The organism is Mobilicoccus caccae (assembly GCF_030161635.1).
Lineage (GTDB): Bacteria > Actinomycetota > Actinomycetes > Actinomycetales > Dermatophilaceae > Mobilicoccus > Mobilicoccus caccae.
The window spans coordinates 2,007,680-2,021,065 of record NZ_BSUO01000001.1; the positions used below are offsets into that span (position 1 = coordinate 2,007,680).

Consider the following 13,386-nt stretch of genomic DNA (forward strand, 5'->3'; position numbering starts at 1 on the left):
CCGGCCCCGGGTCTGATGCCCCCACTCCTGACGACCACACGAACGCCCCCATCCGGGCGACCCTCGACCATGGAGGTGTCATGGGCACGTACGTCCTCCGACGACTGCTCCAGATGATCCCCGTGATCCTGGGGACGACGTTCATCATCTACGCGATGGTCTTCGCCCTCCCCGGAGATCCCTCGGCCGGCAAGTGCGGTGACCGCGCGTGTCCCCCGGCCGTCGTCAAGCACATCCGCGAGCAGTACAACCTCGACGACCCGTTGCCGGAGGCCTACGTCAAGTACCTCGGCAAGCTGGCGACCGGCGACCTGGGTGAGAACACCTATGGCGTCCCCGTCATGAAGGACCTGCAGCAGCGTTACCAGATCACCGGCAAGCTGGCCCTGATGGCCATCGTCATCGAGGCCGTCATCGGCATCGCCGCCGGTGTCCTCGCCGCGATACGCAAGGGGTCGTTCCTCGACTCCCTCATCCTCATCAGCACGCTCGTGGTGATCTCGGTGCCGATCTTCGTCATCGGCGCCTTGGCGCAGTTCTACCTTGGGGTCAAGTGGGGGTTGTTCCCTGTCACGGTGACGAGTCGCAATCCATCGATGTACCAGCTACTCATGCCGGCCATCGTGCTGGCGGCCCTGTCGATGGCCTACGTCACTCGGCTGACCCGGACCAACCTGGCCGAGAACCTCCGCGCCGACTACGTGCGCACGGCCAAGGCCAAGGGGCTCACCCAGCGCCGGGCCATCGGCCTGCACGCGCTGCGCAACTCGATGATCCCTGTCATCACCTTCATGGGTTACGACTTCGGCGCCCTGCTCGGTGGCGCGATCGTCACCGAGCGCATCTTCAACATCCAAGGCATCGGGGGGTACATCTTCCAGAGCATCAACCACCGCGACGGGTTCGCCGTCGTCGGTGCCGTGACCGCGCTGGTCATCGTGTATCTCATCGTCAACCTCATCGTCGACCTGCTCTACGGTGCCCTCGACCCGAGGATCAGCCATGACTGACACCCCCAACAAGGTGACCACGGACACGCTCGGTCATGAGCCCGGTGAACCTGCGACCGACGAGACGCGGGCACCCGACTCCACCGGCCCGGCACGATCCCTCACCTCGGATGCGTGGCGCCAACTCCGTCGCAAGCCGACCTTCTGGTTCTCGATGATCCTCATCGCCGTGTTCGTGCTCATGGCCATCTTCCCGGGCCTGTTCACGAACACCAATGCGCGCGAGGTCTTCGACGTGCGGATGAAGCCCAGTGCCGAGCACTGGTTCGGCACCGACGGCCAGGGTTACGACATCTACGCCCGCACGATCGAGGGTGCCCGGGCCTCGATCCTCGTCGGCATCTTCACGACCATCGCGACCACCTTGATCGGCGGCGCCGTCGGCATCCTCGCGGCCTACCGCGGCGGCTGGATAGACGCGCTCGTCTCGCGGATCACCGATGTCTTCTTCGCGATCCCGATCCTGCTCGGCGGCATCCTCTTCATGAGCGCCTTCCCGAGCGACCAGAGCACGCCGTACCTGCTCGTCATCTTCAAGGTGGTCATGGCGCTGACGATCCTGGGCTGGCCGAGTCTGGCCCGCCTCATGCGCGGTTCGGTGATGCAGGTGTTGCCACAGGACTACATCCAGGCGGCCCGTGCGCTCGGGGCGGGCCCCTGGCGGATCATCGTGTCCCACATCCTCCCGAACGCCATGGCCCCGATCCTGGTCGTCGCGACCATCAACCTCGGTGTCTACATCGTGGCCGAAGCCACGCTGAGCTTCCTCGGGATCGGCCTCGTACCGCCCGCGGTCTCCTGGGGCGTATCGATCAACGAGGGGCTGACGTTCCTCCGGACGTTCCCGCACATCCCGTTCTTCCCCAGCGTGTTCCTCAGCCTGTGTGTCCTGGCGTTCATCATGCTCGGGGACGCCGCCCGGGACGCGTTCGACCCGAAGTCCCGGTGAGGAAGGATCCCGATGACAACCACTCAGAAGACGGTCCCCAAGACGGAGACCGGCTACCAGCCCGGCCCGGACGGTTTGCTGCTGGAGGTCGACGACCTCCACGTGGAGTTCCACACCGAGGACGGCGTCGCTCGGGCCATCAACGGCGTCAACTTCTCGCTGCACGCCGGTGAGACCCTGGCGATCCTCGGCGAGTCCGGCTCGGGCAAGTCGGTCACGGCACAGGCCATCATGGGCATTCTCGACATGCCGCCCGCCAGGATCCCGCAAGGCGAGGTCCGCTACTGCGGCCACGACCTGCTGACCATGGCCGAGGACCGCCGGCGCCGGACCAGGGGTCCGGAGATCTCCATGATCTTCCAGGACGCCCTGAGCTCCCTCAACCCGGTGTTCCCGGTGGGTTGGCAGATCGCCGAGATGTTCCGCAAGCACCGCGGCATGAACAAGTCCGACAGCATGGCCCAGGCGGTCCGCCTCATGGAGCGGGTTAACATCCCCGGTGCCAAGGACCGGATCAAGGCGTATCCGCACCAGTTCTCGGGTGGGATGCGGCAGCGCATCATGATCGCGATGTCCATCGCGCTCGACCCTGCGGTCCTCATCGCCGACGAGCCGACGACGGCCCTGGACGTCACCGTCCAGGCCCAGATCATGAACCTCCTGGCAGAACTGCAGGAGGAGCGGAACATGGGCCTCATCCTCATCACGCATGACCTGGGCGTGGTGGCCGACGTGGCCGACCGGATCGCCGTCATGTATTCCGGCCGCATCATGGAGAGCGCCGACGTGTACGAGCTGTACCGCAAGCCGGCGCACCCGTACACCCTCGGCCTGTTGGAGTCGATCCCGCGCCTGGACCAGAAGGGTCAGGAGCTCTCGGCCATCGGCGGCCTGCCACCGAACCTGTTGCGCCTGCCCTCGGGGTGTGAGTTCAACCCACGATGCCGGTTCGCGCAGGACATCTGCCGCCGTGATCGCCCCGAGTTGCTCCCGGTCGCCCCCGACCGTCTCAGCGCCTGCCACTTCCGCGAGGAGATCTACCATGGATGACTCGATCCTCGTCGCCAAGGATCTCGTCAAGCACTACCCCATCAAGGGTGGCGTCCTTCGGCGCACCGTCGGGCACGTCAAGGCCGTCGACGGAGTCAGCTTCGAACTGCGCCAAGGTGAGACGCTCGGCATCGTCGGCGAGTCCGGCTGCGGCAAGTCGACCCTCGGGCGTCTGCTCATGCGGTTGGAGGAGCCCACGTCCGGCACCGTTCACTTCGACGGGGTCGACATGTTCTCCAAGTCGGGGTCGGCCATGCGCAAGATCCGTCGCGACATCCAGATCGTGTTCCAGGACCCGTACACCTCGCTCAACCCGCGCAAGACGGTCGGCGACATCATCGGGGAGCCGTTCGAGATCCACCCCGACGTCGTGCCCAAGAAGGGCCGTCGGAAGGCGGTGCAGGACCTGCTCGACATGGTGGGTCTGAACCCGGAGCACATCAACCGCTACCCCCACCAGTTCTCCGGTGGTCAGCGTCAGCGCATCGGGATCGCGCGCGGGATCGCGCTCAAGCCCAAGGTGCTCGTCTGCGACGAACCCGTGTCGGCGCTGGACGTGTCGGTGCAGGCGCAGGTCGTCAACCTCATGGAAGCGCTGCAGAACGAGTTGGGACTGAGTTACATCTTCATCGCCCACGACCTGTCGGTCGTACGGCACATCTCCGATCGGGTCGGCGTCATGTACCTGGGCCGGATGATGGAGCTCGGCACCGAGGACGAGATCTATCAGCGCACGACCAACCCCTACAGCCAGGCACTGCTATCGGCGGTGCCCGTTCCGGATCCCACGTTGCGTGGAGCGCGCGATCAGATCGTGCTCACCGGTGACGTGCCCTCCCCCGCCAACCCGCCGAGTGGGTGCCGCTTCCACACCCGCTGTTGGAAGGCGCAGGACCTCTGCAAGCAGGAGTCTCCGGAACTGATCGATCGGCCAGACGGTGCCGGCGGGCACCGCAGCGCCTGCCACTTTGCAGAGGTCCGCCAGGTGCTGGTGACCACTGCCCCGGGCGCCCAGACGTCGGGAGGTTCCCACTCGTCCACCTCCGCGCCGGAGGGTGCGGCCCGGCCGCACCACGACGGTGGGGGCGCCACAGCAGCTCCACGACCATAGGATCGTGGGTCCGAGACGGCCGATCGCGGGTGACCGCGGTCGGCCGTCTTGTGTGTCGTGGGGTCTGGGCCGCGGTCGGAGGAGATTCGATCAAGGGACTGCGGACCCGGACCTCCCTGCGGTAGGACAGACCCATGACCGACGGCTACCTGCGCTATCCCCACCTGCACGGCGACGAGGTCGTGGCCGTCGCCGACGACGATCTCTGGCTCCTGCCGATCAGTGGCGGGCGTGGCTCGCGGCTCACCTCCGACCGCTCGCCGTGCGCGAGTCCGTTCTTCTCCCCCGACGGCACCCGCATCGCGTGGTCCTCGATGCGGGACGGCCACTGGGAGGTCTTCGTGCTCGACCGTGAGGAGGGCACCGCCGAGCGGCTCACGTGGTGGGGGCGCCCCGGCACCCGCGTGCGGGGGTGGGTCGACGCCGACCTCGTCCTCGTGGCCTCCGACCACGGCGAACCCCACTCCCAGCGCCGGCGACTCTTCTCGGTGGGCCTCGACGGGAGCCTCGAGCGGTTGCCGCTCGGGCACGCGATGTCCCTGGCCGTGGCGCCGGGTGGCGCCGAGGCGATCACGACGCCGAACAGCCGAGACAACGCGATGTGGAAGCGCTATCGCGGCGGGACGGCCCCGATGCTGTGGGTCCGGTCCTCGCCGCAGAGCGAGTGGACCCGCGTCCTCCCCGAGGAGGCGGCGGGCTTCTGGGCGCCGGTGTGGGTCGGCGACCGGCTGGTGTTCAGCAGTGACCTGGGCGCCCGCTTCCCCGACGCCGCCGACGAGCAGGCGCAGGTCTGGTCCGTCGATGCAGGAGGCGGCGACCTCCGGCAACACACCCACCACACCGCCGAGGACGGGTACGTCCGCGACCTCACCACCGACGGCACCCGCCTCGCCTACCACGCCCGCGGCCGCATCCATGTCATGGACTCCCTCGAGGCGCAGCCGCGCCTGCTCGAGGTCGACCTCGGTCCGCTGCCCGCGCCGCACACGACGATCACGGCGAAGAACCGCCTGCAGGCGCTGCGCCCCGACGAGCCGGCCAACGGCTCGGTCGCCGAGTGGTACGGACAGGCGTGGTGGCTGACCCACCGCAGCGGCCCCGCCCGGCTCCTGCTCGGCAACGACTCGACCCGCGTCCGTGAGCCGCAGGTGTGCGGCGGGCGGGTCGTGGCCGCCACCGACGCCGGTGGCCAGGACTCCCTGGCGGTGGTCGACGTGGCCGGCCAGGACGACCCGCGTCTGCTCGCCTCGGGGCGGCTCGGTCGCGTCCTGCACCTCACCGTCGCGCCGCAGGCCGACGTCGCCGCCGTGATCTCCCACGACGGCGTGGTGCGTCTGGTCGATCTGGCCGACGGCGAGGTGACCGACGTCCACCGCTCGAGCGAGGGTGAGGCCGAGTTCCCCACCTTCTCCCCCGACGGCCGCCACCTCGTGTGGACCGAGCCGGTCGCGCTCGAGCAGCACCGGCGTCTCATGTGTCTCGACCGTCGCGGCGACGGCGGTGCCACCGCGCTGACCTCGGGGCGTTTCGACGACAGCTCCCCTGCCTTCACCCGCGACGGACGCCACCTGATGTTCCTCTCGGCCCGCACCCTCGACCCCCACTACTCGGCCTTCGGGTTCGACCTCGCCTTCTCCGACGCCGTGCGCCCGTGGCTGGCGCCGCTGGCCGCCGACGAGGCCGCGCCGTTCGGGCCGACCGCCGACGGCTGGCCGCTGGAACAGCCGACGTCCACGGCGGACGACGGGTCGACGCAGGAGGCGTCGGCGACCGCCCCCACAGCGGAGTCGGCGAAGGCCCCCGTGTCGCCGGAGTTCGCCGTCGACGGTTTCGAGGATCGCATCGTGGCCGTCCCGGTGCCCTCGGGCCATCTCGAGCGCCTCCGCTCGGCCAAGGACGGCGTCCTGTGGATCCGCAAGGCCGCCCGCGGTGAGCTCGGAGCCGGGCGCGCCGGTGTCGAGGACGAGGTGCGCGACCACCTCGAACGGTTCGACTTCGGCACCCGGTCGGTCTCGCAGCTGTGCGATCTCGACGACTACGAGGTCAGCGGCGACGGCACCCGCGTCGTCGTCCGCGACAAGGAGCGGGTCCTGGTCCTGCCCGCCACCGAGAAGGTCGAGGACGACAGCGAGAAGCGGGTCACGGTCGACACCGACCGGCTTCGCCGCGAGGTCGACCTGAGCGAGTCGTGGCGGGCGATGTTCGACGACAACGGGCGCATCATGCGCGATCACTACTGGCGCGAGGACATGAACGGGGTCGACTGGACCGCGGTGCTCGAGCGCTACCGCCCCCTCATCGACCGCATCCGCACCCACGACGACCTCGTCGACGTGCTCTGGGAGACCGTCGGCGAACTCAACACCTCCCACGCGTACGTCACTCCCCGTCCCGGCCCCACCGACGGCGCCGTCGGACAGTTGGGCATCGACGGCGAGCGCGACGGCGACGGCGCGGTCGTCATCACGGCTGTCCTGCCCGGTGAGTCCTCGGAGCCCAAGGCACGATCACCGTTGAGGGCGGCCGGTGTGGATGCCCGTCCGGGCGACCGGATCGTCGCGGTCGACGGTCGTCCGGTGGCCGGGGTGCCCCTCGGTCGGCTCCTGGCCGGCCGGGTCGAGAAGGTCGTCGAGTTGGACCTCGAACGCGAGGGCGCCCGGCGGCGGGTGGCGGTCGTCCCCATCGCCGACGAGAGCGCCCTGCGCTACCAGCAGTGGGTCGCGCAATGCCGGGAGTACGTGCGGGAGAAGTCCGGTAGGCGGCTCGGGTACCTGCACGTGCCGGACATGATGTCGGCGGGCTGGGCGCAACTCCACCGTGGTCTCGACGACGCCGTGAGGTGCGAGGGGGTCGTCGCCGACATGCGGTACAACCGCGGCGGGCACACCTCCCAGCTCGTCATCGAGCGGCTCATGCGGACGGTGGTGGCCTGGGGCTCGGCGCGGCACTGCGGCGTCGACACCTACCCGGCGCAGGCGCCGCGCGGTCCCGTCGTGTTCCTGGCCAACCGCTGGTCGGGTTCGGACGGCGACATCGTCAACGCCGCCGCCCAGACGCTGGGCATCGGGCCGGTCATCGGCGAACGCACGTGGGGTGGTGTCGTCGGGATCGACGGCCGGTTCGACCTCGTGGACGGCACGATGGTGACCCAACCGCGCTACCCGTTCTACTTCGTCCAGCACGGCTGGGAGGTGGAGAACCACGGCGTCGACCCCGACATCGAGGTCGTGTACTCCCCCGCCGACGCCGAGGCGGAGCTCGGTGAGGACACCCAACTCGACCGGGGGATCGCCGAACTCCTCACCCTGCTCGAGAGCCGGCCGGCCTCGACACCGCCGCCGATGCCGGCGCCGCGGGTCCACTGAGGACGTCAGTCGCGTGCGGACGACGTCAGAGGGGAGGGGCGAACCGTCACACACTGGACGCTTACGCCTCGGAGGCGGCGCGCGCCCCTGACACTGCCGACTCTGCGCCAGGCCGCCGGGCCCACCCTTCGCTCACACACCCCCGAGGTCAGCGTCCGAGTCGATCGCGCAGCCAGCGCCACCGTTCGACCATGCGGGCCTCGAATCCGCGTTCCTTGGGGTGGTAGTAGTCGGCCCCGGCCAGGGAGTCGGGCAGGTACTGCTGGGCCGCGACGGAGTCGGGTTCGTCGTGAGCGTAGACGTATCCCCCGGTCGCCGTGCCGGCCTGCTTGGCCGCGCGCGCGTGTCCGGTTCCGCGCAGCGGCACCGGAACCGGGCCGGAGCGGCCCGCCTTGACGTCGGCGATGGCCTCGTTGACCGCGGTGTACACGGCGTTGGACTTGGGCGCGAGGCAGTTGTGCACGACGGCCTGGGCGAGGATGAGCCGCGCCTCCGGCATGCCGATCTGCGCGACGGCGTGCATGGCGGCCACCGCGGTCTGCAGCGCGGTGGGATCGGCCATCGCGATCTCCTCGCTGGCCGAGATGACGATGCGCCGCGCGATGAATCGTGGGTCCTCCCCCGCCTCGAGCATGCGGGCCAGATAGTGCAGGGCCGCGTCGACGTCGGACCCGCGCATCGACTTGATGAAGGCGCTGGCCACGTCGTAGTGCTCGTCTCCGGCCCGGTCGTAGCGGACCGCCGCCTGCGCCACCGCCTGCTCGACGTGCGCCAGGGTGATGGGCGCGGGCTCCTGCTCGTCGGGGTACCCGCGTCCGGCCGGCAGGTCGTCCAGCGCCACCCCGGCCGCCGCCTCCAACTCGGTGAGACAGCGACGCGCATCCCCGCCCGCCATGCGCACGAGGTGGTCTCGGGCGTCGTCGGCCAGGGTGAACGCCCCGGCCAGACCCCGCTCGTCGGTGAGGGCAGAGGCGAGCACCTGCACGATCTCCTCGTCGGTGAGCGAGGACAGCGAGATGAGGACCGATCGCGACAGCAGCGGCGCGATGATCGAGAACGTCGGATTCTCCGTCGTCGCGGCCACGAGGATGACCTGGCGGTTCTCGACCCCGGGCAGCAGGGCGTCCTGCTGGGCCTTGCTGAACCGGTGGATCTCGTCGAGGAAGAGCACCGTCGCGCGCCCGTACATGTCACGGTCGCGGGCAGCGGCCTCCATGACGCTCCGGACGTCCTTGACGCCCGCCGTCACCGCCGACAGCTCGACGAACCGGCGCCCCTCGGCGGTGGCCACGAGGTGGGCGAGGGTGGTCTTGCCGGTGCCGGGCGGCCCCCAGAGGATCGCCGACATCGGGCCGACGCGGCCGGCGGTGTTCTGGCCGCCCTCGACCAGGCGCCGCAGCGGACTGCCGGGACGCAGGATGCCGGCCTGTCCGCGCACCTCCTCCAGCGTGCGCGGGCGCATCCGCACCGCCAGCGGTGGGCGGACCGGCGCCCCCGCCCCCGGCTCGTCGGAGGGATCGGCGCCGTCCCGGCCGGCGGTGAACAGGTCGTCACTCACCCGGTCAGGCTAGTCGGGGCCACCGACGACCCGTCACGCGGCGCGACCGGACCACCACATCGCGACGGTCGGCCGGGTCAGTCCGGAAACAGGGTCCCGTCGACCTGGACGAAGGTGTAGCCGAGCTTCTTGTACTCACGGATGACGGTCGGCAGCGCGGCGACCGTCTGCCGACCGGCCTCCTGCCCCTTCGGCGTGAACTGCTTGGCGTCGTGCAGCAGCAGGATCACCGAGGCGCCGCGGCGCGGCGGGGCGGCCAGCGCGTCCCGCACGATGGCCGAGGTTCCGGGGCCGGACCAGTCGCGGGTGTCGCCCTGCCACATGATCTGGGTCAGACCGCGACCCTCGAGGAAGGCGTCGCTGCCGGTGCTGCGGTTGCCGTACGGCGCCCGTACGAAGCAGATCCGCTCGCCGGTCAGGCTCTGGAGCAGCGTCGTCGTCGCGTCCACCTCCTGACGCAGGTGCGCCGGGCTCGACGTGCTGAAGTCGCGGTGGCTCCAGGAGTGATTGGCGACGACGTGACCGCGCCGGGCGACCTCCCGCGTGATCTGCGGGTACTCCTTCGCGTTCTCCCCGATCTGGAAGAACGTCGCCTTGACGCCCTCCCGGTCGAGGATCTCGAGGATCGGGCGGGTCGAGATCGGTGACGGGCCGTCGTCGAAGGTCAACGCGATCCGTCGGCCGGCGCCGGGGAGCTGCGCGAGCGTCCTGGGGGCGGGGCACGTCCGGGCCGATGCGGCCGAGGCGCGAGCCCGGGTCGGCGCTGCAGACCCGGGTGTCGCCGCGGGTGTCGGGGACGAGGACGGCGTGGTGGTCGCGGGGGCCGTGGCGGTCGGCGCGACCGTCGACGACGGCACGGGGACGGAGGCGGTCGCCGACGGGAGATCCGGGAGGGCGTCCTGCCCGGGCAGCGCCGCCGCCTGGCCCATGCATCCACTCACCGTCAACGCGGCCATCGTCACCACTGCCACACGCACAGCGGCCCTGCCGCTCCTCACAGTCACACTCACCGGTTATACAGAACGATTTCGGTTGGCGCACAGTCGCATTCATGCATCCTGACCTGGGCGGACGTCCGTCCGGCAGGTGGCCCGGGGCTCCTCGTCCGCTCCGGGGGCGGCCACGGCGCACCGGCGATGTGGACGGGATTCCGAACCGCCTCCCCGGACCTCGTCGCCTCGGTTCTCGCGGATGCTCCAGGGGTCTCCGGCGCCACCGTCCAGGGTGCGGACAGCAGCCGCGGCTCAATTCGACTCTGCTGCAAGGACACCCTGAAACACGCCCTGACCTGTGTCTTTTCCGTCGTCGTCAGCGCGACCGGCGCCCTAGACTGCGCGCGTGTCCAGACTCTGGGGGAGTTCTCACGCCGGTCACGGCCGCCGTCGCGCGCATCGTCGCGGTCGCCGTCACGCCTGCCGCCACATCTGCCTGCGGCGTGCTTCGTCCTGGCCGTGGCGGCCGGCGATCTCACGCTGTTCCCGTTGATCCAGCTGCGGGCGGCGACGCTCGTGATCCTCGTCGTGGCCGCGGTGGCGCTCTGGTCCGCCCGCCACACACCGTGGCGCCGGCCGGCACCGCTCTCACTGCTGTGCTTCGCCGTGCTCGTCGCCGTGTGGGCCCCGGTCGCGTTGCTGCGTGCACCCGACCCGGGTGACGGCCGGGCGGAGGTCCAGGGCCTCGTCGCCGGGGTGGCCGTCGCCCTCACCGTCGTCGCCCTGTCCCGCCGGAGCGAGTCCGGGCTGCGGGGGATGCGGGTCGGGTGGGCCCTGGGACTGGGACTGTCGATCCTCGTCGCCGGCTACGAACTCCTCACCGACGACCACCTGTGGATCGAGCCCGGGCTGTCGTGGGCCGACTCGCACCGCACGATCGTCGCCGGCGCCTTTCGCAATCCCAACGACTTCGCCATCGCGCTCACCGCGATGATCTCCGGCACCCTCGCCTGGGCCGCCTCCACCCGGCACGGCCGGCGGATGCGCGCGCTGCTCGTGGTGGCCGTCGTCCTCGGCGCGATCGCCGTCATGCTCACCGAGAGCCGCTCGGGGCTGCTCACGCTCGTTGTCGTGCTCGGCCTGCACCTGTGGGGCTTCCTGCGATCACGCGGGAGATCACGTGGGAGCGGTCCGGACGCGCCGGTCCGTCGGCGTCCCTCCCGCATCGTCCTGGCGGTCGGCGCCGCGGTCGCCGTGGCCCTGGCGGTCGCCGCCTTCGTCGTCCCCGCCCTCGCCGCCCACAACCCCGTCGCGAGGATGCTGGCCACCGCCGACCAGCCCGGGACGGCCCGCTCCGATCAACTGCGCCTCGACCTCATCCGCGCCGCGTTGCGGTACTTCCGCGACTCCGACGGACTCGGCACCGGCGCCGCGTCGTACGAGGTGCTCCTCGCCGCCGACCCCGCGCCGGGGGTGGCCGTGCACACGTGGCTGCACAACTCGTTCGTCGAACTGCTGCTCCAGTACGGCGTCGTCGTGGCGGCCGGTCTCGGGGTCGTGCTGGTCGTCGCGCTCCTCGCCGTCCTGCGTGGGTCGGTGCGGTCCCGATCGGCCGGGCGCGCAGGCACACTCTCCCGCACCGAGACCCTCGCCGCGCTGGTCGCGTTCGTCGCGATGGGGTTCGCCTCGGCCACGGTGCTCACGACGCCGGTGTGGTGGCTGATGCTCGGGCAGGCGGTGGCCTCCGTGTGGTGGGCCGCCTCACCCGAGGAGGCGCAGCCACCTGCCGCGGGAGTCGACGCGACCCCGGATCGACGGGTCTCGACCTCTCGGTGAACCGGCGATGGGATGCTGTCGGGGTGCATCTCGTCGAGGTGGCCTCACGGGCCGATCTGGTGACCCTGACCGGGGACGGCGGTGTCTTCGCCCGTCTCGATCCTGCCGCCGACGTGTGGGGATGGGCTCTCGGGTCGACGGTGGGCGTGATGCGTGCCTCCGCGGCCCGCGCGCCCAGCCTCTTCGTGTGGGGTCCGCAGGTCGGGGCGTTCCTCGACGCGCTGATCGAGCGCGAGATGCTCACGCGGCACGCCATCGGAGGCGTCTCCGTCCCCCGACCCGAGGCGCAGCAGATCACGCAGCGCTTCGAGGTCCTCGGCGGTGGCGACTGGGACTGGATGTGGACCACACGCCGCACCGGCGACACCCACACCGCCGGTCACCGGATCGTCGAGCTCGACGACACCCGTGACTGCGAGGAGATCACGGCGCTCGCCGCCGTGGAGAACCCCCGCTTCGAGGGGTTCCCCGGCACCGGGCACAGCGAGGTGTGGTTGGGGGTGCGCGACGACGCGGGCGCCCTCATCGCGTGCGGTGCCGTGCAGCGCCTTCCCGCCGGGACCGCCCACCTGGGCGGCATCCTCGTCGCCGCCGCGCACCGGCGTCACGGCCTGGGGCGGGCGATCAGCGCCGCCCTCACCGACCGGATGGTCGAGACCGAGGGTGTGCACGCTCGGCATGTACGCGGACAACGACGCCGCCCGCGCGCTCTACGCGAGCCTCGGCTACGTCGTGGACAAGCCGTGGGCGAGCAGACACGTCGCCTCCCCGGCCGATACGCGCACCTCGGCGTCACTAGGGTGCGGCTATGACGACCACTGACTGGCTCGAGAGCGCCCGCATCTCCCCCGAGGTCGCGGCCCTGCGCCCCGACTACCGCTGTGTCCTCCTCACCGCCACCGGCCTGCGGGCCGGCCCGTCGGACGAGGTCAGCGAGGCGTTGCTCGTCGAGGCCGAGCAGCGCGCCACCGAGGCGATCGGCGACGGCAAGGTCGAGGACCTCCCGCATATGGCCGCGTGGCGGGAGGCGTTCCGCGCGTTCGGTGCCAAGCCGCAGCGCACCCGCAACAGCGCCGAGGCCCTCCTGCGGCGCGTGCCGGACGGGCTCCCCCGCATCAACCGGCTCGCCGACGCCTACAACGCCGTCTCCGTGCGGCTGCAGGTGCCGCTGGGCGGGGAGAACCTACGCGCCTACTCCGGCCCGATGCACCTCGTGCGCGCCACCGGTGAGGAGGACTTCGCCACCCTGGCCTCCGGCGCGGAGGTGATCGAGCACCCCGAGCCCGGCGAGGTGGTGTGGCGTGACGACGAGGGCGTCACGTGTCGCCGGTGGAACTGGCGGCAGTGCCACCGCACCCGCCTGACGGAGGAGACGACGGACGCGGTGTTCATCGGCGACGTCCTGGACGTCGAGCCGGGAGATGCGATGGAGCGAGCCGAGGAGGTCCGCGCCGCGCTCACCGCAGCCCTGCACGAGATCAGCCCGGACGCCGAGATCACCTCCCGCATCCTCACCCCCACCCCCTCACCTGACACAGCAGGTGCGGTCTGAGACAGCACCGCACGCGCCCCTGT

10 protein-coding genes are annotated in these 13,386 nt (G+C 70.7%); 8 read left to right on the forward strand and 2 right to left on the reverse strand.

What is annotated here, in order from left to right:
- The first annotated feature begins 80 nt into the window (after positions 1-80).
- From QQK49_RS09730 to QQK49_RS09750, 5 genes are all read left to right on the forward strand, one after another.
- Positions 81-1,010 (forward strand): ABC transporter permease, encoded by a 930-nt coding sequence (locus QQK49_RS09730; protein ID WP_284303737.1) that lies wholly within the window; start codon positions 81-83, stop codon positions 1,008-1,010.
- Positions 1,003-1,959, forward strand: a complete 957-nt coding sequence (locus QQK49_RS09735) for an ABC transporter permease (RefSeq protein WP_284303738.1) — start codon at positions 1,003-1,005, stop codon at positions 1,957-1,959. Before QQK49_RS09730 ends, QQK49_RS09735 begins: the two co-directional genes overlap by 8 nt.
- A 12-nt stretch (positions 1,960-1,971) precedes the next feature.
- On the forward strand, positions 1,972-3,009 hold the full coding sequence (locus QQK49_RS09740) for an ABC transporter ATP-binding protein (protein WP_284303739.1): 1,038 nt from the start codon (positions 1,972-1,974) through the stop codon (positions 3,007-3,009).
- Positions 3,002-4,120, forward strand: coding sequence for an ABC transporter ATP-binding protein (locus QQK49_RS09745; RefSeq protein WP_284303741.1), 1,119 nt, complete (start codon positions 3,002-3,004; stop codon positions 4,118-4,120). The genes QQK49_RS09740 and QQK49_RS09745 overlap by 8 nt, the downstream gene beginning before the upstream one ends.
- 134 nt (positions 4,121-4,254) lie before the next feature.
- Positions 4,255-7,485 carry a S41 family peptidase gene (locus QQK49_RS09750; protein ID WP_284303742.1) on the forward strand — a complete coding sequence of 1,077 codons (3,231 nt, stop codon included), beginning with the start codon at positions 4,255-4,257 and terminating at the stop codon, positions 7,483-7,485.
- 148 nt (positions 7,486-7,633) lie between these two features.
- Here QQK49_RS09750 and QQK49_RS09755 read toward each other — a convergent pair whose 3' ends face one another.
- Positions 7,634-9,043, reverse strand: coding sequence for a replication-associated recombination protein A (locus QQK49_RS09755; RefSeq protein ID WP_284303743.1), 1,410 nt, complete (start codon positions 9,041-9,043; stop codon positions 7,634-7,636).
- 77 nt (positions 9,044-9,120) lie between these two features.
- Positions 9,121-10,020, reverse strand: a complete 900-nt coding sequence (locus QQK49_RS09760; protein ID WP_284303744.1) for a polysaccharide deacetylase family protein — start codon at positions 10,018-10,020, stop codon at positions 9,121-9,123.
- 474 nt (positions 10,021-10,494) lie between these two features.
- Between QQK49_RS09760 and QQK49_RS09765 the strand changes: the two genes are divergently transcribed.
- From QQK49_RS09765 to QQK49_RS09775, 3 genes are read left to right on the forward strand one after another with little or no spacing between them, the layout of a single operon-like run.
- Positions 10,495-11,811 carry an O-antigen ligase family protein gene (locus QQK49_RS09765; RefSeq protein WP_284303745.1) on the forward strand — a complete coding sequence of 439 codons (1,317 nt, stop codon included), beginning with the start codon at positions 10,495-10,497 and terminating at the stop codon, positions 11,809-11,811.
- Between the two features lie 23 nt (positions 11,812-11,834).
- A complete protein-coding gene (locus tag QQK49_RS09770) occupies positions 11,835-12,623 on the forward strand; it encodes a GNAT family N-acetyltransferase (RefSeq protein WP_284303746.1) in 789 nt (262 codons plus the stop codon).
- The gene (locus tag QQK49_RS09775; protein ID WP_284303747.1) at positions 12,620-13,363 is read left to right on the forward strand and encodes a B3/B4 domain-containing protein; all 744 of its coding nucleotides are present in this window, start codon (positions 12,620-12,622) and stop codon (positions 13,361-13,363) included. The genes QQK49_RS09770 and QQK49_RS09775 overlap by 4 nt, the downstream gene beginning before the upstream one ends.
- Positions 13,364-13,386: the final 23 nt, after the last annotated feature.